This window comes from Lentzea albida, assembly GCF_900111005.1.
GTDB lineage: Bacteria > Actinomycetota > Actinomycetes > Mycobacteriales > Pseudonocardiaceae > Lentzea > Lentzea albida.
Genome location: NZ_FOFV01000030.1, coordinates 39,166 through 63,362, shown reverse-complemented (window position 1 = coordinate 63,362; position 24,197 = coordinate 39,166). Strand labels below are relative to the sequence as shown.

General features: G+C 69.9%; 23 protein-coding genes. 17 read left to right on the top strand and 6 right to left on the bottom strand.

Annotated features, from left to right (window positions below; translation table 11 throughout):
• Nucleotides 1-2 precede the first annotated feature (2 nt).
• Nucleotides 3-1,958, top strand: coding sequence for a replicative DNA helicase (gene dnaB / locus BMY74_RS42205; RefSeq protein WP_425434907.1), 1,956 nt, complete (start codon nt 3-5; stop codon nt 1,956-1,958).
• A gap of 172 nt (nt 1,959-2,130) precedes the next feature.
• Here the strand turns inward: dnaB and BMY74_RS42200 are convergent, their stop codons facing one another.
• Nucleotides 2,131-2,727 (bottom strand): TetR/AcrR family transcriptional regulator, encoded by a 597-nt coding sequence (locus BMY74_RS42200; protein WP_089927500.1) that lies wholly within the window; start codon nt 2,725-2,727, stop codon nt 2,131-2,133.
• A gap of 122 nt (nt 2,728-2,849) precedes the next feature.
• On the opposite strand from BMY74_RS42200, the gene BMY74_RS42195 reads away from it, so the two are divergent.
• Nucleotides 2,850-3,695 carry an SDR family oxidoreductase gene (locus BMY74_RS42195; RefSeq protein ID WP_089927497.1) on the top strand — a complete coding sequence of 282 codons (846 nt, stop codon included), beginning with the start codon at nt 2,850-2,852 and terminating at the stop codon, nt 3,693-3,695.
• Between the two features lie 56 nt (nt 3,696-3,751).
• The gene (locus tag BMY74_RS42190; RefSeq protein WP_089927494.1) at nt 3,752-4,120 is read left to right on the top strand and encodes a nucleotidyl cyclase domain-containing protein; all 369 of its coding nucleotides are present in this window, start codon (nt 3,752-3,754) and stop codon (nt 4,118-4,120) included.
• A 70-nt stretch (nt 4,121-4,190) separates the two neighbouring features.
• Here the strand turns inward: BMY74_RS42190 and BMY74_RS42185 are convergent, their stop codons facing one another.
• The 3 genes from BMY74_RS42185 to BMY74_RS42175 all read right to left on the bottom strand — a co-directional run bounded on the left by BMY74_RS42185 (nt 4,191) and on the right by BMY74_RS42175 (nt 10,505).
• Nucleotides 4,191-7,145, bottom strand: a complete 2,955-nt coding sequence (locus BMY74_RS42185) for a beta strand repeat-containing protein (protein ID WP_177230211.1) — start codon at nt 7,143-7,145, stop codon at nt 4,191-4,193.
• Between the two features lie 254 nt (nt 7,146-7,399).
• Nucleotides 7,400-8,176: a hypothetical protein gene (locus BMY74_RS42180; RefSeq protein ID WP_143091947.1), complete on the bottom strand. Its 777-nt coding sequence runs from the start codon at nt 8,174-8,176 to the stop codon at nt 7,400-7,402.
• A gap of 151 nt (nt 8,177-8,327) precedes the next feature.
• Entirely contained in the window at nt 8,328-10,505 is a 2,178-nt protein-coding gene (locus BMY74_RS42175; RefSeq protein ID WP_245786701.1) for a translocation/assembly module TamB, read from the bottom strand.
• Between the two features lie 79 nt (nt 10,506-10,584).
• On the opposite strand from BMY74_RS42175, the gene BMY74_RS42170 reads away from it, so the two are divergent.
• On the top strand, nt 10,585-11,736 hold the full coding sequence (locus BMY74_RS42170) for an AI-2E family transporter (RefSeq protein WP_089927486.1): 1,152 nt from the start codon (nt 10,585-10,587) through the stop codon (nt 11,734-11,736).
• 5 nt (nt 11,737-11,741) lie between these two features.
• Nucleotides 11,742-12,185, top strand: coding sequence for an SRPBCC family protein (locus BMY74_RS42165; RefSeq protein ID WP_245786700.1), 444 nt, complete (start codon nt 11,742-11,744; stop codon nt 12,183-12,185).
• Here the strand turns inward: BMY74_RS42165 and BMY74_RS42160 are convergent.
• Nucleotides 12,182-13,384, bottom strand: a complete 1,203-nt coding sequence (locus BMY74_RS42160; protein ID WP_342718471.1) for a GGDEF domain-containing protein — start codon at nt 13,382-13,384, stop codon at nt 12,182-12,184. The genes BMY74_RS42165 and BMY74_RS42160 overlap by 4 nt on opposite strands.
• Nucleotides 13,385-13,501: 117 nt before the next feature.
• On the opposite strand from BMY74_RS42160, the gene macS reads away from it, so the two are divergent.
• The 12 genes from macS to BMY74_RS42100 all read left to right on the top strand — a co-directional run bounded on the left by macS (nt 13,502) and on the right by BMY74_RS42100 (nt 23,501).
• Nucleotides 13,502-14,662 carry a MacS family sensor histidine kinase gene (gene macS, locus BMY74_RS42155; protein ID WP_245786699.1) on the top strand — a complete coding sequence of 387 codons (1,161 nt, stop codon included), beginning with the start codon at nt 13,502-13,504 and terminating at the stop codon, nt 14,660-14,662.
• 11 nt (nt 14,663-14,673) lie between these two features.
• Nucleotides 14,674-15,321 carry a response regulator gene (locus BMY74_RS42150; RefSeq protein ID WP_089927531.1) on the top strand — a complete coding sequence of 216 codons (648 nt, stop codon included), beginning with the start codon at nt 14,674-14,676 and terminating at the stop codon, nt 15,319-15,321.
• A complete protein-coding gene (locus tag BMY74_RS42145) occupies nt 15,318-15,854 on the top strand; it encodes a DUF1707 SHOCT-like domain-containing protein (RefSeq protein ID WP_089927480.1) in 537 nt (178 codons plus the stop codon). The genes BMY74_RS42150 and BMY74_RS42145 overlap by 4 nt, the downstream gene beginning before the upstream one ends.
• Before the next feature lie 36 nt (nt 15,855-15,890).
• On the top strand, nt 15,891-17,345 hold the full coding sequence (locus tag BMY74_RS42140; protein WP_089927478.1) for an SDR family oxidoreductase: 1,455 nt from the start codon (nt 15,891-15,893) through the stop codon (nt 17,343-17,345).
• 36 nt (nt 17,346-17,381) lie between these two features.
• Nucleotides 17,382-18,413: an L-threonine 3-dehydrogenase gene (gene tdh / locus BMY74_RS42135; RefSeq protein ID WP_089927476.1), complete on the top strand. Its 1,032-nt coding sequence runs from the start codon at nt 17,382-17,384 to the stop codon at nt 18,411-18,413.
• On the top strand, nt 18,413-19,591 hold the full coding sequence (locus BMY74_RS42130; protein ID WP_089927473.1) for a glycine C-acetyltransferase: 1,179 nt from the start codon (nt 18,413-18,415) through the stop codon (nt 19,589-19,591). The genes tdh and BMY74_RS42130 overlap by 1 nt, the downstream gene beginning before the upstream one ends.
• A 121-nt stretch (nt 19,592-19,712) precedes the next feature.
• Nucleotides 19,713-20,507: a helix-turn-helix domain-containing protein gene (locus BMY74_RS42125; RefSeq protein ID WP_177230210.1), complete on the top strand. Its 795-nt coding sequence runs from the start codon at nt 19,713-19,715 to the stop codon at nt 20,505-20,507.
• Nucleotides 20,508-20,515: 8 nt separating this feature from the next.
• A complete protein-coding gene (locus BMY74_RS42120) occupies nt 20,516-20,683 on the top strand; it encodes a DUF397 domain-containing protein (protein WP_089927464.1) in 168 nt (55 codons plus the stop codon).
• A gap of 29 nt (nt 20,684-20,712) precedes the next feature.
• The gene (locus BMY74_RS42115) at nt 20,713-21,186 is read left to right on the top strand and encodes an RNA polymerase sigma factor (protein WP_089927459.1); all 474 of its coding nucleotides are present in this window, start codon (nt 20,713-20,715) and stop codon (nt 21,184-21,186) included.
• Entirely contained in the window at nt 21,171-22,181 is a 1,011-nt protein-coding gene (locus BMY74_RS42110) for a hypothetical protein (protein WP_089927456.1), read from the top strand. The genes BMY74_RS42115 and BMY74_RS42110 overlap by 16 nt, the downstream gene beginning before the upstream one ends.
• Nucleotides 22,178-23,032, top strand: coding sequence for a LysR family transcriptional regulator (locus BMY74_RS42105; protein ID WP_089927454.1), 855 nt, complete (start codon nt 22,178-22,180; stop codon nt 23,030-23,032). The genes BMY74_RS42110 and BMY74_RS42105 overlap by 4 nt, the downstream gene beginning before the upstream one ends.
• Nucleotides 23,033-23,096: 64 nt before the next feature.
• Nucleotides 23,097-23,501, top strand: coding sequence for a Rid family hydrolase (locus BMY74_RS42100; protein ID WP_218159945.1), 405 nt, complete (start codon nt 23,097-23,099; stop codon nt 23,499-23,501).
• On the opposite strand, the gene BMY74_RS42095 is transcribed toward BMY74_RS42100, so the two are convergent.
• Nucleotides 23,498-24,172 carry a hypothetical protein gene (locus BMY74_RS42095; RefSeq protein ID WP_089927451.1) on the bottom strand — a complete coding sequence of 225 codons (675 nt, stop codon included), beginning with the start codon at nt 24,170-24,172 and terminating at the stop codon, nt 23,498-23,500. The two genes, BMY74_RS42100 and BMY74_RS42095, sit on opposite strands and share 4 nt — an antisense overlap.
• Nucleotides 24,173-24,197: the final 25 nt, after the last annotated feature.

Sequence of the window (24,197 nt, the reverse complement as noted above, 5' to 3'; positions counted from 1 at the left end):
TGCTGCTGTCCAAGGACGCGGTCGCCGACGTCATCGAGGCCCTCGCGCCCAACGACTTCTACCGCCCGGCGCACCAGGCGATCTACGACTGCATCCTCGACCTGTACGGCCGGGGTGAGCCCGCCGACCCGATCACCATCTCCGCGGAGCTCGAACGCCGCGGCGAGCTGATGCGCGTGGGCGGTGCGCCGTACCTGCACACGTTGATCGCGACGGTCCCCACGGCCGCGAACGCCGGTTACTACGCCGAGATCGTTGCCGAGAAGGCGGTGCTGCGCCGCCTGGTGGAGGCCGGCACGCGCATCGTGCAGCTGGGGTACAACGGCGCCGAGGGCGCGGACGTCGACGAGGTGGTCGACCGGGCGCAGGCCGCGATCTACGAGGTCACCGACCGCCGCACGACCGAGGACTACGTCGCCCTCGAGGACCTGCTCCAGCCGACGATGGACGAGATCGACGCCATCGCGTCGCGAGGCGGCATCTCCCAGGGCATCCCGACGGGCTTCGCCGACCTGGACGCGCTGACCAACGGGCTGCACGGCGGTCAGATGATCATCGTCGCCGCCCGCCCCGGTGTCGGCAAGGCGCTCGCCCTCGACACCCCGCTGCCCACCCCGTCCGGCTGGACCACGATGGGCGAGGTGCGGGTCGGCGAGTTCCTGATCGGCGCCGACGGCCGCCCGACCCGCGTGGTCGCCGCGACCGAGGTGATGACGGGCCGCCCGTGCTTCGAGGTCGAGTTCTCCGACGGCACCGTGATCGTGGCCGACGCCGAGCACCAGTGGCTGGCGGAGTCGTGCAGCGAGACCGGTGGTTTCTGGGCGATCCGCACGACCGCGCAGCTGTTCGACCGGGTCGGCCTGTGCCGCATGTTCGTGCGCATGTCCGCAGCCTGGGACCTCCCGGCCGCAGATCTGCCGCTGTCCCCGCGCAAGCTGGGCCTGTTCCTCTCGGGCCTCGGCGACCTGGAACTGACCGACGACGAACTGCGCGTCGCCAAGGACCTGGATCTGGCAGACGACCCGCACATCCCCGCCGCCTACCTGCGCGGCTCCTACAAGCAGCGCGCCGAACTGCTGGCCGCCCTCCAGATCGACGGCCGCTTCGCCCGCCTGCGCCGCGACGTCGACGAGCTCGTCGCGAGCCTCGGCGAGCACGACCGGGTGGAGATCACCGCGGTGCGCCCCGTCGCGTCCGTGCCGGTCAGGTGCGTGGAGGTCGACAACCACGACCACCTGTACCTCGCGGGCGAGACGATGATCCCGACCCACAACTCGACGCTGGGCCTCGACTTCGCCAGGTCGTGCTCCGTCAAACACGGCCTGACCAGCGCCATCTTCAGCCTGGAGATGAGCCGCACCGAGATCGTCATGCGCATGCTCTCCGCAGAGGCCCGCATCCGCCTCGGCGACATGCGAGGCGGCACGATGAGCGACGACGACTGGACCCGCCTGGCCCGCCGCATGAGCGAGATCAGCGAGGCCCCCCTCTTCGTCGACGACAGCCCGAACCTCACGATGATGGAGATCAGGGCCAAGGCCCGGCGCCTCAAGCAGCGCCACGACCTCAAGCTCGTCGTCGTCGACTACCTGCAGCTGATGTCGTCGGGCAAGAAGACCGAGTCCCGCCAGCAGGAGGTCTCGGAGTTCTCCCGATCGCTGAAGCTGATCGCCAAGGAACTCGAAGTCCCGGTCATCGCGATCTCGCAGCTCAACCGAGGCCCCGAACAGCGAACCGACAAGCGCCCGATGCTCTCCGACCTCCGCGAGTCCGGCTCCCTCGAGCAGGACGCCGACATGGTCATCCTGATCAACCGCCCGGACGCCTGGGAGCGCGACGACCCCCGCGCGGGCGAGGCCGACCTGATCATCGCGAAGCACCGCGCCGGCCCGACCGCCACCATCACGGTGGCGCACCAGCTGCACTACAGCCGCTTCACGGACCTCGCACAGACCTGATCAGGCCGGGGCGAGCCGCGGGGTGGCTTCGGCAGAGGTCGGGGGACGGCACGCTCGGCATCCGCCGCGGTGGGCCGCTGGCGGGTGGGTAGCCGGCAGGTAGGTGCGAGCTGCCGCCATCGCCCAAGACCTGCGGCGCGGCCGCGACCTACCGCTCCGCTCCGCTCGCGCGCTACCGCTCGCGCGGCAGCAGCCCCCGCAGCGCCGTCTCCACCACCTGCTCCGCGTACTCCCTGGTCAGCGGCGCCGTCCGCTGCAACCACCGGTTGAGGATCGGTCCCCAGATCAGGTCGATCGCCACCTCCAGGTCCACGTCCTCGCCGATCTGCCCCGCCTGCTGGGCCGACCGCAGGCGGGCCTTCTTGAGCTCGCGCATCGGGTTGTCGAGGCGGGTGGCGTAGTCGGCGGCGAGGGCCGGGTCCAGCACGATCTCGGTGTTGAGGGCGCGCATCGCCTGGTCGAGGCGGTCGTCGTTCAGCTCGTCGACGGTGGCCCCCAACACGAGCTTGAGGTCTGCCGCCAGGTCGCCGGTGTCCGGGAGGGCCGCTGCCTCGCCGTCGCCCGCGAGGTCGAGGAACGCGTCGAAGAAGAGCGCGCCCTTGGAGGGCCACCAGCGGTAGATGGTCTGTTTGCCGACGCCCGCCGACTTGGCGATGCGCTCGATGGTGAGTTTCGCGTACCCCACCTCTCCTACCTGGTCTATGGCGGCGGTGAGGATGGCTCGCCGGACGGCGTCGTTGCGCCTGGTGGGGTCTGGGGCCGTGGACACGACCTGAACCTACCAAACGGCGAGACGAGACGTCTCGTCTTGACAGACACCCGCTACTCGGGCAAGCTCCCCCACCAACGAGACGATACGTCTCGTCTCGCCATAGGGGAGGGAACACGACAATGACTGCCTCAGCTCGCGTTTGGTTCGTCACCGGTGCCAGCCGTGGTCTCGGCCGTGCGTTCACCGAGGCGGCGCTGGCCGCCGGCGATCGGGTCGTCGGGGTGGCTCGGGACGTCAGCACGCTCGACGGGCTCGGTCAGCAACACCCGGAGCGGTTGCTGGCGCTGAGCCTCGACGTGACCGATCGGGAGAAGGTGTTCGAGGTCGTCGGGCGGGCCGTGGAGCGGTTCGGGCGGCTCGACGTGGTGGTGAACAACGCCGGGTCGCTGTTCAGCGGCATGGTGGAGGAGTTCACGGAGGCCGAGGCCCGGGCCCAGATGGAGCTCAACTTCTTCGGTGCGTTGTGGGTCAGCCAGGCGGTGGTGCCGCACCTGCGTGAGAGCGGTGGCGGGCACCTGCTGCAGGTGTCGAGCATCGGGGCGCTGGGCGGGTTCGCGAGCACCGGGTTGTACAGCGCCAGCAAGTTCGCGCTCGAAGGCATGAGCGAGGCGTTGGCCGCGGAGGTCGCGCGGTTCGGGATCAAGGTGACCATCGTGCAGCCCGGCGGGTACTGGACCGACCTCTACACGAGCAGCCGGGCGACCGAACCGAAGGCCGTCTACGACGAGTTGCGGGAGGAGTTGCAGGAGATGTGGGCCGAGGGGTCGGTCGACAGCGAGCCGCGGCTGGCGGCGGACGCGGTGATGAAGCTGGTCGGCAGTGACGAACCGCCGCTGCGGCTCCTGCTCGGGAGCATGGTCTACGACGTCGCGTTCGACATCTCGCGGCGGCGGATGGAGACGTGGGCCGCCTGGGAGGAGACGAGCCGTGCCGCGGAGAAGGCCGTTCCGAACCCGGTTGGCTGAACGGCTCACCGCCGGAGGTGCTGGTCAACGGAACCGGGCTCCGCTAGAACCGGACTGTGCTGCACGACCCGCTGACGGGGCTGCCCGGACACGCGTTGCTGCTCGATCGCCTGGAGCAGTCGCTGATCCGCGCCCGCACCAGGGGCACGCTCGTCACGCTGGTCCTGATCACCGGGCCGGACGACCTGCTGCGGACGGCGAAGGCCCTGCGGCAGAACCTGAGGCCGGACTTCACGGTCGCGCGGTACGGCGACGCGGTCCTCGCGGTGCTGGCCGAGCACGACTTCGGGGACGGGTCGCCGATCGCCGAGCTGATCAGGCAACTGGCCGGCGAGGGCCCGCACGTCCACTGGGTGACGAGCGACGGGGACGCGGAGCCCGAGCAGGTCCTCCGGACAGCACGAACTCCCCCGGAACGGCACTGAGCCCCGGCGACACCGTCGTGTCGCCGGGGCTCAGCCTCTTACCGGAGGAGGGTGGTGCGAATGCGGGGTGTTACAGCGAGCCGGTCACCTTCTGGAACAGGTTGGCCGGGTCGATCATCGAGAGCGCCGGGGCGCCCAGCGGCAGCTGCGGCAGCGCGCGCTCGTCGGCCTTCGGGGCCAGGCCCTGGGTCGGGTTGAGGTTCAGACCCGAGAGCGAGGCCGGGCCGTCGACCGGGAGGGCCGGCAGCGAACGCTCGGTCGGCAGCGCGGGCAGCTGCACCGGCACGGGCAGGGCCGGGGCGGTCACCGGGAGGGACGGCAGCGAACGGCCGGTGGCGCCGGCGGGCACCAGGCCCTGGGCGACCTCGAGCACCTGGGCCAGGGGCAGGCCCTGGACGTTCGGGGTGATGCTGCCGGTGCCACCGTTCAGCGGCAGCGACGAGCGCTCCTGCGCCACACCGGGCAGAGCCGGGGTGGGCAGCTGGCCGGTCAGCGAGGTCAGGTCAGCCGGGTTCGGCAGCTGGTTGACCGGGAGCTTGCTGTCGAGGCCGTGGAACGCCGGGACCTCGTTGGCCTTCAGCAGGCTGTCGACGCCCTTGGGGAGCTCGAGGCCCTTGAGCTGCGTGGCGCGCAGGGTGCCGGCGTCCTCGCCGGTGAGCTGCGTGTCGTCGCTGACGCCCTCGGTCACGGCCTGGCCGACGACCTCGACGGGGATGCGCGCGACGTTCGCGGCGGCCTCGACCGGGACGGTCATCTCGCGGGCGGTCAGCGGTCCGCTGCCCTCCGTGAGCATCTCGCCGCCGGCCTGGGTGTACGACGACTTGTCCGTGACGGTCGTGGCGTTGCCCGCGACCGCGACCGCGTCCGCGTACACGCCGGCGACGGCGTTGGCGGGGACGTGGATCAGGTTGCCGGAGACGGAGGCGTCGTCGGCCGAGGTGTAGCTGTCGTCACCGGAGATGACCTTGGTGTCGGTCACCACGTCGGAGTTGGTGATGCCCGCCGCCGCGACGGTGTTGCCCGGAACGGCCGGGAGCACGGCCGGCTGCGCGCCGATCAGGTTGCCCGAGACCGCGCCCTGGTCACCGTTGCTGTTGACGTCGCCACCGGCGACGGACGACAGCGAGTTGGTGGAGAAGGCGTCGACGTTGCTGCCGCCGCCGACCGACCAGCCGAGCACCTGGGTGCCCGTGGCGACCGGAGCCGAGACGGCGTTGCCCGCGATGGAGCCCTTCTCGCCGGTCGTGATGGCGTCGCCGCCGGCCTTCATGTCGGTGGCGTTGTCGCCCTTGGTGACGTTGTTGCCCACCAGGGTCACGCCGTCGGCGAAGACCTGGGCCGGCGTCGAGGTCGGGACCTGGACGATGTTGCCGGCGACCGAGCCCTTCTTGCCGGTCGCGTGGGGGTTGTTGCCCGCCTTGACCGTGGTGTCGTTCGACGTGTCCGAGAAGGTGTTGCCGACCAGGCCGGCGGTCACCGCGAAGACCTGCGGCGCGGCCGCGGTCGGGGCGGTCACGATGTTGCTGGAGACCGTGCCGTGGTCGTCCTCGGTGTTCGGGGTACCGCTGGAGCGGACCTCCTTGACCTCGTCGGCCGAACCGGTCGCCTGGCCACCGAGGGTGGCGGCGAGGCCGTAGACCTCGGCGGGCGTCGCGACGGGGGTCGACGCGATGTTGCCGGAGATGACGGAGTCGGTGCCCGTCGTGCCCTGGTAGCCCGAGGTGATCGACTTGACGTCGTTCTCGCAGGTGCCCGCGGCCTGACCGGCCAGCGTCGCACCGTTGCCGCACACGTCGATGGCCGTGGCCGGCGGGACGTCCGCGATGTTGCCGGACAGCACCGAGTTGTCGCCGACCGTGTAGGCCTCGCCACCGGACTTCGAGTAGGACTCGTTGGCGTGGTCGGTCAGCGCGTTGCCGACGATCGACGCGCCGTTGCCGCCCGCGGAGGTCGGCAGCGCGATGGGCGCGCCGGCGATGTTGCCGGACGCCGTGGAACCGTCGCCGAAGGTGTGGATGATGCCACCGGCGACCGACTCGTTGGTCGTCTCGCTGACGGCGGTCGCGTTGCCACCGGCGGCGGCCGCGTTGTCGTCGACCGTGACGGGGCCCGAGAGGGCGGGCGCCACGACGTTGCCGGCCAGCGTGGCCGGGTCGCCGTTGGTGTCGGTCTTGCCACCGGCGTACGCGGTGCCGGACTGCACCGAGTCGGTGGTGGCGTTGCCCGCGGCGGCGGCCGCGTTGCCGTTGACCTCGGCCAGCGGGGCCAGGGCGACAGGCACGGTGTTGCCGGAGATCGAGCTGTTCTTGCCGCTCGTCAGGACGTCGCCCTCGGAGGAGGCGAACGTGTCGGCGGTCGAGTTGGCCTCGGCGATGCCGGCCGCACCCACACCGTTGCCGGTGATCTGGACCGGGGTCGCGCCGTGCTCGGCGATGACGTTGCCGGAGATGGCGCCCTTGTCACCGTTGGTGGTGATGTCGCCGCCGGTCGTCGAGACCTGCTCGGCCCTGGTGTTCGTAGCGGCGTTGCCGCCCGCCCCGACCGCGTTGCCGGTGATCTGGACCGGGAGGATGTGGTTGACGGCCACGACGTTGCCGGCGAGTGCCTGGCCCGCGCCGTCCGTGACGATCGTGCCGTCGCGGTGGGTGTGCTGCTGGCAGTCGGCGGTCGCCTCGGTGTTCGCGAGGACCGCGATCGCGTTGCCGCAGATGTTGATCGGCACGTCGACGTGTGCCTGGATCGTGTTGCCGCGCACCACGTTCTGCATCGGCGTGTTCTGCAGGCGCTCACCGGCCTGGCGGACGAGCGGGTTCGCGACGGGCGCTGCCGTGCGGGTCGGCACCACGCTGGTGACGCGGTCCGTGCTGATCGTGCGGTCGATCTTGGGGAGGGTGACTTCCCGGACCGGCGTGGCGAGCTTGTTCTGGTCGGCCTTGATCGGGATCGCGGCCGCGACGTCGACGGCCGGAGGCGCGGCGTCCGGGTCGACGTTCTCCTGGGCAGAAGCGATGCCCGTACCGAGCATCAGCAAACCACCAGTGACAAACGCGGTCTGAAGTCCGCGCTTTGCCCAGGTCTGCATTAGAACTCCTTCATTGGGTTTCCCGTCCAGAACGACGGGGGCTCAAAGGGGGTGGGGCCGAAGCGCGCAGGGGAGGGCGCGCCATCACCGGGGGAGTCGCACGCGGTGATCGACCGAATTGAGCGCAAGGAAAAAGCGCGACGGTCGACTTCCGGACAGCCAGGGGAGGAAGGGCTGTCGCGGACCGCGCGCTGGAATCAGTCGGGGTTGATACCGGGCTGCTTGCCCGGCGTCACGGTGACCTCGTCGGTGGACGGCGCGAGAGCGCGCGTCGACGAGATGCCGTGAGCGTTGCCGGACGCAGCGAGAGCAGCGATGGCGCTGCTCTTGGCCGAGCCAGAACCGTCGTGGCACGAAGAGCACTGCACCGGCGCGGGGGCCGGGGCGGGCAGCTTCGGCATCGGGTTGCTCGGCAGGGACGGAAGCTGCTCGGAGGGCACGACGAAGTCGTTGTGCTCCAACAGATCCGTCCACGAGGCACCGGACACGCCGATGACCTGCGGAACCACCGGAGCCGACGACTGGACGGCTTCGGTGACGGGAACGGCCGGGGTCTCCGGGAACGTCACGTCCAGCATCCGCTCGGTGGCGGGGGCTTCGGACTGACCGATCCGGGGAACCTGCGGCACGATGTGCGAGACGATCTGCTCGACCGCCTGGGAGACCTGCATTTCCGGCAGAGCGGCGCGAGCCTTCTCGTGCTCGGTGCGCAGGGTCTCGTCGATCTTGTGAACCGCCGTGGCGGCGGGGGTGACGACCGGCAGCTTCTCGTCGGTCTTCGTGACGAGCTTGCTGATGACGTCGACCTGCTGCGCCTCGGCGGGCGCCACCTCGTCGGCCGCGTGGGCCGCCGACGTGCTGAGCACCCAGGCAACCGCGGTGCCCGCGATCGCACCACCAACCGCGAGCAGCGCTCGGGTGGCGAAACGGCGCACGCCGTTCGCTCCCGTCTTCGCTCGCAGATCAGCGGACAACGCAGGAAACCTCGCTACTCGGTGGCACTCAAGGGATTTCGCCGACGATCATGCTGATCAAGTCGACGTCGGCGACTCTGCCAGTCCATCCACCCCGAATGCACGCTCTGAGCGCTCGGTTAACTACATCGTGTGAACGCCTTTCCCTGCCTCACACCCGCTTCAGCACGCGCGCCGCACCTGCCGCCGCGGTCGACGCGAGGATCCACCCGACGGCCACGAGCAGCGCCGATATCCATTGCGACGCACCGGTGAACTGCCACTTGCCGTCGTGCCCGAAGTCGATGATCGGGATCAACAGGTCGAGCGCGAGGAGCGCGGCGTTCCACACCGGGTCCTCGTCCTTGTTGAGCTTGACCATGGGGTGCCAGGTGAACCAGAGCGCGCCGAAGAGCCAGAACACGGCCAGCCAGCAGATCGCGAGCCACGGCCGGTAGCCGTAGCCGACCGTCCACCGCTGCACCGCGCCCCACACCCGTCCCGCACGGCCGAGTTCGGAGTAGCGGCGGCGTTGCTTCTCCAGCTGGACCTTCTGCGCGAGCTCCTCCTCGCCGCCCTGCTGGTAGACGGCGGCGAGCTGTTCGTACGGCCCTGGCGCGAAGTCCGGCTGCACCTTGACGAGCCACTCGAGCCGCGTCTGCACGGGCACGTCCGGGTCGGCGGTGATTCCGGCGAACTCGAAGTCGTCCACGGCGACGCCGCCCTCGGCGTCCCACAGGCCCGGCCCGTCGGTCACCGACACGGCCTTGAGGCGGCTCAGCACCACCTTCCCCTTGGGCTGCTGGCCCGCGGGGATGTGCAGGCGGAACTGGTGGACCGTCAGGCCGTAGGCGTTCAACGCGATGTCGGCCGCGGTCGAGCCGAGGTGCGAGTCGCTGAACGTCGCCATCTTGCCGACCTCGCCCAGCCGGATCCGCACGCCGCCGACCGCGGTGAACCCGCGGCTGCACAGGAGGTCCTTCCCGATCGTGATGGCGCGGGCGTCGAGCGACGGCTTCTGCGTCCCGTTCGGACGCAGCCGCGGGAGGGTCAGCTCGGCGCCGGAGAGGTCGAGCGTGGAGCCGATGTTCGCGTTCTGCAGGCGGATCGAGCCCTTGGCCCTCAACTCGCGCAGGAACAGCGTGCCGCCGACCTGGAGGCGGTCGGCGAACAGGACGTCGATGCCGGGCCCGTGCAGCGAGACGCCGGACATGCTGGCGCTGCCCATGATGTGCGCGTTCGACAGCCGGACCTGGCCGTAGGTGCGCAACGCGGGTGACCGGGTGCCGCCGCCGTTGACGGCGCTGCGGGCCTCGACGTCGCCGCGGACCTGCATGCCGTCCGCGTGCAGGGCGACCGGGATGCGGTTGGTGACGTCGCCCGCGAGCTCCTCGGCTACCTCGCGCGGCCCGATCACCGCGCCGCACAGCCTGAGGTAGCCGCCGATGCTCGCGTTGGGCAGCCGGACGGTGCCGGTGCTCGTGAAGCCGTCGTCGAGCTCGAGGTTGCCCTCGACCCGGATGCGGTCGGCAACGAGCGTCGCGGCCTCGTCGGCGGATCCGTGCGGCAGGACGAGCACCTGGTTGTCGACGCGGTGGGTCGAGTTCAGCCGGGCGCCGGTGAACTCGAGGTTCCCGCCGACGCGCGCGCCGTCGAACAGCACCCTGCCGTCCGCGGTGAACCGGCCGCCCTCGGCGTTGCAGAAGACGTTGCCCGCGACGACGATCCCGGACGCGTCGAGCGCGTCCTTGCCGGCGTTGATCAGCCGGGCGCCGCCGAGGTGGACGCTGCCGCCGATCGCCGAACCCCGGAGCCGGACCTCGCCGTTCGCGCGCATCGCGATGGCCTGCACGGAACCGCTCACCCGCAGGCGCGCGCCGAGCAGGGCGTGGTCGGAGTCGGAGCGCAGCACCGCGCCGGCCAGCCGGAGCGTGCCGTCGACGGCGGCGTCGGTGAGGTCGACGGTGCCGGTGCTGGTGAACCCGGCCTCGAGGACGAGGTCGCTGAACACCCTGAGGTTGCGGCCCTGCAGGCCCGGCACGCGGGTGCCGCGCAGCCTCAGCCCGATGAGGCGGGCCATGCGGAGGTCGAGCGGTTCCTCGAACGTGCAGTGGGTGAGGTCGATGACCCGCGTGACGCGGGTGCCCTCGAGCTCGAACTTCCCCGTGATCCGCGCGTTGCGGAGCCTCAGAGCGGGTAGTCCCTTGCGCGGAACGCGGTACATGCCGGTCAGCAGTCCGGTGAGCACCTCGCCGCGAGCGCTCTGCCCGGTCAGGTCGATCTCGGTCCCGCCCGCGTAAGCCGCCGCGACCTGGCGCTCGACATCGGTCAAGTCATCCGGCTTGATCACTTCGTCCTCCCCTGACGAGTCGGATCATCCCTGGTGGAGTTCCGGCTTGGCGAGGGTCCGAACAGTTAACGTGAGGTCCATGAGCACGCCGGAGTCGGAGATCAGCAACCGCGTTCCGAAGTTGCTGCGGGTGAGTGCCGCGCTGAGCTGGCGGTTCGTCGTGGTGGTCGCCGCGCTGTACGTCGTGGCCTACGTCTTCGGCTACCTCGCGTCGATAGTGATCCCCGTCGCCATCGCGCTGCTGCTCGCGGCGCTGCTGTCGCCGGGTGTGTCGAAGCTCGTCGAGTGGCGGGTGCCGCGCGGCGTCGCGGTGACCGTGATGATGATCATCGGCCTCGGCGTCCTCGGCGGCGTGCTGACGTTCGTGATCAGCGAGTTCTCCCGCGGTCTGCCCGAGCTGCAGACGCAGGTGGCCGCCTCGCTCGACACCATCCAGACGTGGCTGAAGGACGGGCCCGCCCACCTGTCCGACGCGCAGCTGCAGAACTACGTCAACGAGATCGTGAAGACGATCAAGGAGAACCAGGCGGAGATCACGTCCGGCGCGCTGACGACCGCCGCGACCCTCGGCGAGGTCCTGACGGGCCTGCTGCTGGCGCTGTTCACCCTCATCTTCTTCCTGCACGACGGCGACGGCATCTGGCGCTTCGTGACGCGTGCGGTTCCTCGTGACGTGCGTCAGCGTGTGGACGTGGCCGGCCGTCGCGGGTTCGGCTCTCTCGTGTCCTACGTGCGCGCGACGGCGGTGGTCGCCATCGTCGACGCCGTGGGTGTGGGCATCGGCCTGGCGATCATCGGCGTGCCTCTGGTGGTTCCGCTGTCGGCGTTGGTGTTCCTCGGTGCGTTCATCCCCATCATCGGTGCGGTGTTCACGGGTGCCGTGGCCGTTTTGATCGCGTTGGTGACCAACGGACCGATCGCGGCCCTCGTCGTGCTGGCGGTTTTGATCGGCGTGATGCAGCTGGAATCGCACGTGCTTCAGCCGATCCTGCTGGGCCGCGCGGTCAAGCTGCACCCGCTGGCCGTCGTGCTGGCCATCGCCGGCGGCCTGGTGACCGGCGGCATCGCCGGTGCGCTGCTGGCCGTACCGCTGCTCGCGGTGCTGAACTCGGGCATCCGGTCGCTCGTGTCCGACGCGGACGCCGACCAGAACCCGCAGAAGGTCGACGTGCTGAACCCTCAGGACACAGCGCCGAAGGACGACACGAGCGAACGGGTCAAGGAGCTTTGAGGCGAGTGCGGACCGGCACCTTCGAGTACACGATCACCGGTCCGGGCACGGTCGCGTCGGCGGTCGACCTGATGGCGGACGTGCCGCGGCTGGTCACGATGCACCCGCTGGCGGTGCGCGCGGAGGCCGTGCCGCCGCCGTCGCCGGAGGTCCTGCGCAGCACCGCCGTCACGTCACGGCTGAAGTTCGGGCCGGTGGGCATGCACATCACCTACCGCGCCGACCTGGTGGTGCGGGGCGAGGACGAGGTGCTCACCGTCGCGCACCAGCAGCCGCGGACGACGTTGACCAGCCACGTGCGGGTGTCGGAGGTGGGGGACGACCGGGTGCGGATCAAGGTGGGCGTCACGTTCGAGTGCCCCGCGCTGTTGTTCTCCTACGCGTTCGGGAAGGCGCGGTTCGCGCACGAGCACATGGCTTCGGAGATCACGAAGTACCTGAACCGCTAGGCCATCGAGACGAGGTTGCGGCCGTACGCCTTGGCCGCCAGCAGTGCCGCGTCCGCCGCCACCAGCAGGTCCGGCAGCTCGTACCCGAACCGGGTCGTCGTCGCCACCCCTATGGACACCGTCAGGCCGCGTAGTTCGTGCGGCAGCCCGTTGGTGGCCATCGTGGGCACGCGGAGGTTCTGCACGGCCGTGCGCACGCGTTCGGCCACGATCTCGGCCTCGTCCGGGGTGGCCTCGGGCAGCAGGACGACGAACTCCTCGCCGCCGAACCGGCCGACCAGGTCTCCGCGGCGGACGGTGCCGCGCAGCAGCAACGAGATCGCGGCCAGGGCGGCGTCGCCCGCCAGGTGGCCGACCTCGTCGTTGACCCGTTTGAAGTGGTCGAGGTCCAGCAACATCACCGCCATCGGGCGGGCGCGGCCGGAGCCCTTGGCGAGTTCGGAGCGGGCGCGGCTGTCCCAGTGCACGGCGTTGGCGAGGCCGGTCTTGGCGTCGCGCTGGGCCGAGCGGCGCCACTGGGGGAGTTGGGCCGCTCGTTCCAGCAGGGCGAGGGGTGGGCCCGCGATGAGGGCGTGGACCGCGTTCGACTCCGCCACGCAGCCCATGAGGCCGCCGATCGACACGGCGACGATGCCGAGGACGGCGTCGATGGGTTCGCCGACGTTCTCCTCGAAGGTGGCGTTCGGGCGGCGGAGCTTCAGGCCGAACGCGATCAGGGCGGCGCGGAGGATAAGCAGGGCGCTGGCGCCGAGCGTCATGATCAGCAGGTTCGCGTGCGGGTCGACCCAGCCGAGCAGGTAGCGGGTGCCGAAGACGGCGAGGGTGGTGGCGCTCAGCGTGAACAGCCAGCGGTGGGTCTCCGGGCGTTGCGCGAGCAGGCAGTGCAGTGCCGGGCCGAACAGCAGGAGCACCATCAGGTTCGGCGGGAGGGCGATGATGCCCGCCGTCAGGTACGAGAGGTGCGCTGCCCACGGGTTGCGTTCGGTCTCGCCGAGGCGGTGGCTGTAGATGGAGCTGCCGATGACCACGGCACCGGCCGTGCCCGCGATGGCGGCGAACCTGGCGATTTCGGAGGGTGACGGCGTTTCGGAGGAAACGATCGCGTAGGTGACGGTGGCGAAAGCTGCGGCGTCGATCAACAACCAGTAGCAGAGCGCGGGCCGCCGCAAAGTCCACAACGGCCAGTCGCGCACCCTCATTCGCCCTCCCCCGAACCCGGAGAGCGTCGCACATTCCTCCGTTCGGCAGAAGACGGCCACCTGGGGGTTAGCCAGCACACGTTCACGCGGCAGGATGGTGCTCGAAAGGAGCACAGCGTGCGCAACGAGCCAGCCGAACGTGTGACGAAGGTGATCGAAGACCCGGCCACGCCCCTGTGGCGCGGGACGATTGCGCTACGCATAGTCACATTCCTCTTCGCCGCGGTGAACGTCATCGAGAACCACTCCGAGTACGTCCGGCCGTGGCTCGCGTGGGTGACGCTCGGGGTGATGGCGCTGTGGTCCGTCTTCACCAGCCGCGCCTACAGCACGACGTGGGGCAGGCGGTGGCCGATCGTGCTCGTCGACCTCGTCCTGACCTGCGGCCTGATGTCGTTGTCGCCGTTGATCATGTCCGACCACCAGCTGCTGACCCTCAACGTCCCGCTGATCACGACGATCTGGGCGTGCGTGCCGGCCGTGGCGCTGGGCGCGCTCGGCGGGGCGTACGCGGGTCTCGCGGGCGGGCTGGCGGTCGGCCTCTCCACCTACCTCAGCAAGGGCGTGCCGAGCCTCGACCTGCTGCGCGACGTCGTGCTGCTGGGCGGCGCGGGCATGGTCGTCGGCATGGCCTCGGCCACGGCACGGCGGTCCGCGGTGCTCCTCGCGCAGGCCTTGAGGGCCGAAGCGGCGACGGCGGAACGCGAGCGCCTTGCCCGTTCGATCCACGACAGCGTGCTGCAGGTCCTCGCCCGCGTGCGCAAGCGCGGCCTGGAGGTCGGTGGCGAGGCCGCCGAGCTGGCGAAGATGGCCGGTGAGCAGGAGGTGGCGCTGAGGAACCTGGTGGCCGCCGCTCCCGTCGACTCCACTGTGGATGGAGAGATCGACCTGCGCCCCGGGCTGCAGGTCCTCGCCACGCCCAGGATCCAGGTCTCGACGCCCGCCACGCAGGTGATGTTCGCGTCCGCCGCGGCCGTCGAGCTCACGTCGCTGGTGCGCGAGGCGCTGTCCAACGTGGACAAGCACGCCGGCGAGGACGCGCGGGCCTGGGTGCTGCTGGAAGACCTCGGTGAGGAAATCGTGCTCAGCGTCAGGGACGATGGTCCGGGGATCCCGGAAGGCCGGATCGCGGTGGCCGCCGCGGAGGGCAGGATGGGGATCGAGAAGTCGATCAAAGGCCGGGTGGAGTCGCTCGGCGGAACGCTGGAGCTCCAGACCGGGCCGGGGGAGGGCACGGAGTGGGAGGTTCGGGTGTTCAGGAAGGGGGCGGCAAGGTGACGGTCTCGGTGATGGTCGTGGACGACCACCCGATGTGGCGCGAAGGCGTCGCGCGCGATCTCCAGGAACGCGGCTTCGAGATCGTGGCGACCGCGGGCGACGCGCCCTCGGCCGTGCGCATCGCGAAGGCGGTGCGGCCGAACGTGGTCCTGATGGACCTCAACCTCGGCGAACTGTCCGGCGTGGACGCCACCGCGATGATCACCAGCGAGCTGCCGGAGACGCGCGTGCTCGTGCTGTCCGCGTCCGGCGAGCACGACGACGTGCTGCAGGCCGTGAAGGCGGGCGCGTCCGGCTACCTGGTGAAGTCCGCGTCCTCCGAGGAACTGGTCGAGGCCGTCTCCCGGACCGCCGCCGGCGACGCGGTGTTCACGGCCGGGCTCGCGGGCCTGGTGCTGGGCGAGTACCGGCGCATGGCCGCCGCGCCGGACGACTCAGAGGAGAAGCCCCAGCTCACCGACCGGGAGACCGAGGTGCTGCGGCTGGTGGCCAAGGGCCTGACCGCACGACAGATCGCGAACCGCCTGGTGATCTCCCACCGCACGGTCGAGAACCACGTCCAGTCGACTTTGCGGAAACTCCAACTGCACAACCGGGTGGAGCTGGCGCGTTATGCCATCGAGCACGGTCTCGACGCCGAACCGGAGGCAGAGAAATGACAGATCCGAGAGACTTACGCGTGTCCGACGCGGAACGTGAGCACGTCGTCAGCCTGCTGAACAAGGCGGTGGGCCGGGGCATGATCACGCTGGACGAGTTCACCGTCCGCACGGACACCGCTCTCGCCGCGAAGACCAGGGCCGACCTCAACGCCGTGCTGATCGACCTGCCCGGCATGGTCAACAACGAGCTGGCCCGCGAGCGCACCGAACTGAAGAACACGATGAGCACCACGACCCGCAAGGGCCACTGGGTCGTGCCGAACGAGCTCGTCATCCGCAACACCCTCGGCACCACGAACCTCGACTTCACCGCCGCCGAGGTGCCGCCCGTGGTCAACGTCGACCTGGACGTGTCGCTGGGCACCGTGAAGATGCTGCTGCCGGCGGGGGCGTCGCTCAACTTCGACGCGGTCGAGATCACCGCCGGCGAGGTGAAGGACAAGGTCCGCAACACGGCCGGCAGCCCGCACTTCCAGCTCAAGGGCGTGGTGCGCGGCGGAACCGTGGTGATCAAGCGCTCCAAGCGCTGATCTGCGGGCCGCCCCGGCAAGCCGCAGGATCGAGGCATGCGTTGTCTCGTGACCGGCGCGACCGGGTACCTCGGCGGACGTCTCGTGCCCCGGCTGCTGGCCGAAGGGCACGAGGTCCGCTGCCTCGTGCGTTCCCCTGAGAAGCTGCGCGACGTCCCGTGGGCGGCCGACGTCGAGATCGTGCGCGGAGACGTGCTCGGTGACCTCGACGAGGCCATGCGCGACATCGAGGTCGTGCACTACCTCGTGCACTCGCTGCACGACAAGGACTTCGCCGACGCCGACCGCAAGGCCGCCGAGAACACCGCTCGCGCTGCCGAACGCGCCGGCGTGCGGCGGATCGTCTACCTCGGTGGGCTGCACCCCGAGGGCACCGAGCTGTCGCCGCACCTGGCCTCGCGCAAGGAGGTCGGCGACGTCTTCCTGCGGTCACCGGTCCAGGCCGTCGTGCTGCAGGCCGCGGTGATCATCGGTTCGGGCTCGGCGAGCTTCGAGATGCTGCGCTACCTCACCGAACGGCTGCCGGTCATGGTGACGCCGCGCTGGGTGCACAACCGGATCCAGCCGATCGCCGTGCGGGACGTGCTGCGCTACCTGGTAGACGCCACGACGTTGGAGAACCAGAACCGCACGTTCGACATCGGCGGCCCGGACGTGCTGACGTACCTGCAGATGATGCTGCGGTACGCCGAGGTCGCGGGCCTGCCGAGGCGCCGCGTGCTGCCCGTGCCCGTGCTGACGCCGGGCCTGTCGTCGCACTGGGTCAACGTGGTCACGCCCGTGCCGAAGTCGATCGCGAGGCCGTTGATCGAGTCGCTGGTGCACGAGGTGGTGTGCCGCGAGAACGACATCGAGACGCTGCTGCCGGGCGAGAACATCGGCTACGACAAGGCCGTGGAGCTCGCGCTCGACAAGGTCCGCGACGCCGACGTGGAGACGCGCTGGTCGGGGGCATCGCTGCCGGGGGCGCCCAGCGAGCCGTTGCCGAGCGACCCCGACTGGTCCGGCGGGTCGGTCTACGTCGACGAACGGGAGCGGCGGACGACCGCGAGCCCGGAACGGCTGTGGGAGGTCGTCGAGGGTATCGGCGGCGAACGCGGCTGGTACTCGTTCCCGCTGGCATGGGCGGTGCGCGGGTGGATGGACCGGCTCGCGGGCGGTGTCGGGCTGCGGCGCGGGCGGCGGGACCCGCACCGGTTGAACGTCGGCGAGGCCCTCGACTGGTGGCGCGTGGAGGAGATCGAACGGGGCTCGCTGCTGCGGTTGCGCGCCGAGATGAAGGTGCCCGGGAAGGCCTGGTTGGAGCTTCGAGTGGCGGCGAACGAGGGACACGGGTCCACTTACCGCCAACGTGCCGTGTTCGTGCCCAAAGGGCTCGCCGGCCACCTCTACTGGGCGGCCGTCTACCCCTTCCACGGCATCGTGTTCGGCGGCATGGTGCGCAACATCGCCAATGAAGCTGAACTGCACAACAACTTCAGAAAGTCCTGATGGACTGCACAAGCAGCAAAGGGTGAGACTTCCCGCATGAAGGCTCTCGTCAAGGTCGCCGCTGGGCCTGGACTCGAACTGACCGACGTCCCCGACCCGACACCGGGTCCGACGGACGTGCTGGTCAGGGTGCTGCGCACCGGCATCTGCGGCACCGATCTGCACATCGACTCGTGGGACGACTGGGCCGCGACCAACATCAAGGCGCCGCTGGTCCTCGGGCACGAGTTCGTCGGCGAGGTCGTCGAGGTCGGCGCCTCCGTCACCGGCGTCAAAACAGGTGACCTGGTCAGCGGCGAGGGCCACCTCGTCTGCGGGACCTGCCGCAACTGCAAGGCCGGCCGGCGCCACCTCTGCGCGAACACGCGCGGTCTCGGCGTGCACTCCAACGGCGCGTTCGCGCAGTACGTCGTGCTGCCCGAGCAGAACGCCTGGGTGCACCGCACGCCCGTCGACCTGGACGTGGCCGCGATCTTCGACCCGTTCGGCAACGCCGTGCACACCGCGCTGAGCTTCCCCGTCATCGGCGAGGACGTGATCATCACCGGCGCCGGCCCCATCGGCATCATGGCCGCCGCCGTCGCCAAGCACGCGGGCGCGCGCAACGTCGTCATCACCGACATCTCCGAGCACCGCCTGGACCTCGCCCGCAAGGTCGGCGTAGACCTCGCCGTGAACGTCTCCCAGATGACCATCGCGGACGCCCAGGCCGAGCTCGGCATGGCCGAGGGCTTCGACGTCGGCATGGAGATGTCCGGCAAGCCCGTCGCGATGCGCGACATGATCGCGAACATGGCCCACGGCGGCCGCATCGCCATGCTCGGGCTGCCCGCGGACGAGTTCTCCGTCGACTGGAGCAGCGTCGTGCTGAAGATGCTGCACATCAAGGGGATCTACGGCCGCGAGATGTTCGAGACCTGGTACTCGATGACCGTGCTGCTGCAGCGCGGCCTCGACCTCGCGCCGGTGATCACCCACCGGTACGACCACACGCAGCACGCAGAAGCGTTTGCGACCGCGCGCGAAGGCAAGTGCGGCAAGGTCATCCTCGACTGGACGGGAGCCTGATGTACGGCGAGCTCAAGAACGACCTCCTCAAGACCATCGGGGAGATCAGGGAGGCCGGGCTCTACAAGTCCGAACGCGTCATCGCCACCCCGCAGAACGCCGCCGTCAGGGTCGGTTCCGGTGACGAGGTGCTGAACTTCTGCGCCAACAACTACCTCGGCCTCGCCGACCACCCGCAGCTCATCGAGGCCGCCAAGAAGGCCCTCGACGACTGGGGCTTCGGCATGGCCTCGGTGCGGTTCATCTGCGGCACCCAGGAGCCGCACAAGGAACTGGAGCGCAAGCTCAGCGAGTTCCTCGGCACCGAGGACACGATCCTCTACAGCTCCTGCTTCGACGCCAACGGCGGCCTGTTCGAGACGCTGCTCGGCGCCGAGGACGCGATCATCTCCGACGAGCTGAACCACGCCTCGATCATCGACGGCGTGCGCCTGTCGAAGGCTCGCCGGTTCCGCTACAAGAACCGCGACATGGACGACCTGGAGCGCCAGCTCAAGGACGCCTCCGACGCCCGCTACCGCCTCATCGCGACCGACGGCGTCTTCTCGATGGACGGCTACCTCGCGCCGCTCGACGAGATCTGCGACCTGGCCGAGCGCTACAACGCCCTGGTCATGGTCGACGACTCGCACGCCGTCGGCTTCACCGGCCCGACCGGCCGCGGCACCCCGGAGCTCTTCGGCGTGCAGGACCGCGTCGACATCGTCACCGGCACCCTCGGCAAGGCCCTGGGCGGCGCGTCCGGCGGCTACACGTCCGGCCGCAAGGAGATCGTCGAACTGCTGCGCCAGCGCTCGCGCCCGTACCTCTTCTCGAACTCGCTCGCGCCGTCGATCACCGCTGCCGCGATCGCCACGCTGGACATGCTGTCGTCGTCCACGGAGCTGCTCACCCAGCTGCGGTCGAACACCGAGCTGTTCCGCCGGCGGATGACCGAGGCCGGCTTCGACCTCCTGCCGGGCGAGCACCCGATCATCCCCGTGATGATCGGCGACGCGGCGGAGGCGGCGCGCCTCGCGGACCTGTTGCTGGAGCAGGGCGTCTACGTGATCGGGTTCTCGTACCCGGTCGTGCCGCACGGCAAGGCGCGAATTCGCACGCAGATGTCGGCTTCACACACCACCGAGGACGTTAACCGCGCCGTCGACGCGTTCATCGCCGCACGGGAGAAGATGTAAAGGTAGGACTTGTACCGGCTCCAAGAACTACTTCCTTCAGGCACATTCGGAAGGAAACAATGGAGCCGGTACCGGTTCTGCTTCTACTTTCGTCGGCATGCCACGACGAAAGTCCAGTGTGGTGGGACGCGAGTTCGGTGACGCTGTTCGGCGGATCATCGAGCAGACCGGGCTGACCCACCGCAAGATCGCTGAAGAACTCGGCTGGGACGAAGCGAAGCTGTCCGACATGGTCCGCGGCAAAGGCGGCGTGACCGAAGCCGAAGTGATGCAGCTGCTCGGCTACTGCCGCGTCAAGCCGGACGTGACCCGGCACCTGCTCGCCCTGTACCGCGAGACTCGGGTGCGCGGGTACCTCAAGTTCCCCGATGACCGGGTACCCGCACTCCTGGAGCAGGAACGCCTGGCCAACGAGATCACCGTCTGGTCTTCGCTCCTCGTCCCGGGTCACCTCCAGACCACCGACTACATGCGTGCGGCCATCGGTGGAGTGGTTCGCCCGGAGGCGGTCGACTACGAAGAAGTCATCGCCGCGAAGCTCGAACGCCACAAGCTCTTCCACTGGAGCCGCACGTTCGTCTTCTACATCCACGAATACGCTCTCCGCCTCCCGGTGGGTGGACCGGACGTGATGAAAGACCAATACATCCACCTCCTGGGGATGGCGCAGCGTTCTTACATCACCGTGCGAATCGTGCCGGCCGCGATCGGAGCCCACGCCGGTGTTTCCGGATCATTCATCCGCCTCGGCTACGAGAAGTTCGAGCCCGTGGTCTTCCTGGAGGGCGAGAACTCCGGTCTTTTCCTCGAAGACCCGGCCTCACTCGCCGTCTACGCATCAGTGGTGAAGCGGCTCGACGATCAAGCTCTGAATCCGGAAGAATCGAGGCAGCTGATCACCGGCATCCTGACCTGAGGAGACGCATGTCGACCTGGCGCAAGAGCTCCTACAGCCCCAACTCCAGCGACTGCGTCGAGGTCGGCCGGGGTGTCGGCATCCGGGACAGCAAGGCGCCGGCCACCCACCTGCCGGTGTCCGCCGAGGCCTGGTCGGCGTTCCTCCGTGATGTGACGCGCGTCACCACACAGTAAGAATCGGCCCGGCCACCGCACTTCCTGTCGTGGAGGACTTCTCGGCCGTCTACCGCGAGTGCTACCCGCGGGTGCTCGCGTACGCCGCCTGCCATGCGGGGCCGAGGCTCGCGGAGGACATCACCAGCGAGACCTTCACGATCGCGTGGCGCAAGTCCGGTCAGATGCCGTCGAACGCACTCCCGTGGCTGCTCGGGATCGCCCGCAACCTGGTGCGCGCCGCCCACCGCCAGACGACGACCTACGAGCTCACTGACTTCCCGGCCGACGACGACTTCGCGGTGATCGAGCTGCGGGCGGCGTTGTCGAGCCTGTCGGAGGCCGACCAGGAGGTCCTCACGCTGATCGCGTGGCACGGGCTGGCGGCGGCCGAGGCGGCGCAGGTGCTCGGGTGCACGACGGCGACGTTCTTCGTGCGGCTGCACCGGGCTCGGCGGCGGTTGCAGGCCGCTCTGTGGACTCCGAAATTCGACAGCGCGAGGGAGTCATGGAAGACGTCCTGAAGAACCTGGCCGAGGCCAGGCCGCCTGTTCCGGAGGTCGACGCCGCCCGGATGGAACGCGACCTCGCGCGGATCATCGCGTTGCCGCGGGAGAGGCCGGTTCGGAAGCAGTTCGTGCGGCGGTTCGCACCGTTGGCTGTCGTCGCTGCCGTGATCACCCTTGTGGTGGTGGCGCTGCCTGCGCCCCCTCAGCCCGTGCAGCCTGCTGCGCCAGCCCCGTGGTGGCGGGTGTTGCGGCAGCAGACGTCGTTGATGGTCGTCGGGGAGCCGGCGAAGCCTTACGTCGTGCGGTTCGGCTCCAAGACCGACCAGTGGCAGGCCGGGAACCGCGAGATCGCGGTGGTGCAGAAGGACGGCGAGGTCAAGCCGTACGCGCGGGACGACGACGCCGCGTGGGAGGCGGCGGGCCGGCCGGAGGTCGTGCCCCAGCTCGGCGGCAGCCGGTCGGTGCGCATCGGTCCGATGGCGCCGGCGGTGCAGGAGTCCTACGTCAGCGGGCTCTCGCTGACGTCGGCCTACTGGGAGCGGCTGGAGTCGTTCGACGACCTGCCGGCGGACCCGGCGGGCATGAGGGCGAAGTTGCAGCCCGAGGAGAAGGGCGCCTACGAGCTCGCGGACCTGGTCATGGCGGTGATGATCGCGAACGTGCGCGACGACCAGCGGCGGGGAGGGTTCGAGCTGCTCAAGTCGCTCGACGGGGCGCGGTACCTCGACCACGTGCGCCTGCCCAGCGGCGGGGAGGGCGTCGGGGTGGCGATCCCCGCACCGCCGCAGTTCCAGTTCAGCGGCGTCGAGACCTGGTTCGTCATCAACCCCGGCACCGGCAAGCCGGTCCTGAAGCGGAACGTCCTCACCTCGTCCCAGCACGGCCTTCCCGTGAACACGCCGATCTCGGAGGAGCAGTACCTCCTGCTGGAGAAGACGAACGTCGAGCCGGTCCTGCCGCTGGGCGTCCCCGTGAACGGCAAGGTGGAATCCCCCATCATTGAGCGGTGATCGACCCACGACGGCTCCGCGTCTTGCGCGCGCTGGCCGACCACGGCACGGTGACGGCCGCGGCCGCCGCGCTGCACCTCACGCCGTCGGCGGTGTCACAGCAGCTCGCGGCACTGGAGTCCGAGGCGGGACACCCGCTGTTGGTGCGCAAAGGCCGTCGCGTGTCGCTGACGCCGGCCGGGTCGTTGTTGGTGACCCACGCCCACGTCGTCGCCGCGGAACTGGAACGCGCACAGGCCACTTTGGACGCTCTCGCCTCCGGCACGGCGGGCCGGGTGGCGGTGGCGGCGTTCGCGTCGGCGATCACGCAGGTGGTGGCGCCGGCGTTGGCGGCGTTGAAGGAACGGTCGATCGAACTGTCCGTGCGCGACGCCGAGGGTCACGAGAGCGTGCGGCTGCTGCTCGACGGCGAGATCGACGTGGCGATCACCGAGGAGCACCGCACGACCGAGCGCTTCACCCGGTTCCCGCTGTACACCGAGCCGTTCGACGTCGTGCTGCCGCCGGGGCGCGAGGCGTCCGGGCCGGTGGACCTGGCGTCGCTGGCCGACGAGGACTGGGTCGTCACGCTGCCCGGCAACCCGTTGCGCGACGTGGTGGAGATGGCGTGCGCGCAGGCCGGGTTCACGCCGCGCATCCGGCACACGTCAGACGACTTCCGCGCGATCGAGGCGCTGGTCGCGGCGGGCGCCGGGGTGGCGTTGGCGCCGCGCAACGCGGTCAGCGGGGTGAAGGCCGTGCGGCGGGCCGTGGCGGGCGTGGCGCCCCTGCGCCGGGTGGTGGCGGCGGTGCGGCAGGGGTCGGAGGACCACCCGCTGATCAGGGCGGTGCTGGACGAGCTCCGGCCCTAGCGGATTACTTCATGCTTGAAGTCATGTACGGTTGACTTCAAGCGTGAAGTCATTGGAGGCAATCGTGAGCAAGCCGGAGTTCTTCGCCACCCCGGGATACGGCGAGACGCAGCTGGAGAACATGCGCTACAGCCAGGCCGTGCGCATCGGCGACCGGGTCGAGATCTCGGGTCAGGGCGGGTGGAGCGACGAGTTCGAGTTCCCCGAGTCGCTCGAGGACGAGATCGTGCGCGCCTTCGACAACGTCGAGCGCACCCTCGCGACGGCGGGTGCGTCGTGGACCGACGTCGTGCACGTGAACTCGTACCACTTGCTCGGCAGCGACACGTTCGACGACCACAACCGGGTGATGGTCGCGCAGTTCCGCGAGCGGATGGGCGAGCGGGCGCCGATCTGGACGGAGAGCGGGGTCACCGCGCTCGGGCACCCGAAGATGCGGATCGAGATCCGCGTGACGGCGGTCGGCTAGACGCGGGGGAGGTGAGCGGCGACCTCGGCGAGGGCGTCCAGGGTGTCGTGGTCGACCTGGCCGCTCGCCGTCTCGGCCTCCGCGACGGTCACGGTCCGGCCCTCGCGGTCGCTGCCGTAGCGCAGGCCGGTGAACCGGATCTCGGCCAGGTCGAGCAGGTGGCTGCCGAGCGGGTGGATGTCGCCGCTGCCGTGCCTGGTCATGACGGACTCGAACCTGCGGGCGTCGCCGTCGGTGGCGAGGCCGACCCAGACGACGGAGATCACCGCCGTGTTGCCTGCGCCGTCGGCCACCGCGAACAGCACGCGTTCCAGTGAGGTGCACCGAGTGCGCAGGAAGAACTCGCGGATCTCGCCGAACGACACCGAGACGCATTCGGCCTGCTGACGGGCGGTGCGTCTCAGCTGTCTCATGCCGAGGCGCTGCCACGCGCCCTCGGTGTCACCCTTGCGGGCCGCCTTCTGGCCTTCGGCCTTGCGCGGGCCCAGCCGCAACGACGAGCCGCCCGATCCCACCTCGGTCGCGCCGAAGCCGCCCGTCGTGATGCCACCCGTCCCCGCGGCGACGGCCAGCGCCAGGGCTCCCGCCACGACGACGCCGGTGCCCTTCTTGCCGCCACCCCCGCCGTCCAGCGGGATGACCTTGCCGTTCTTGGTGATGAACCGAGTCATGCGACCACAACGCGGGGGCCGGGCC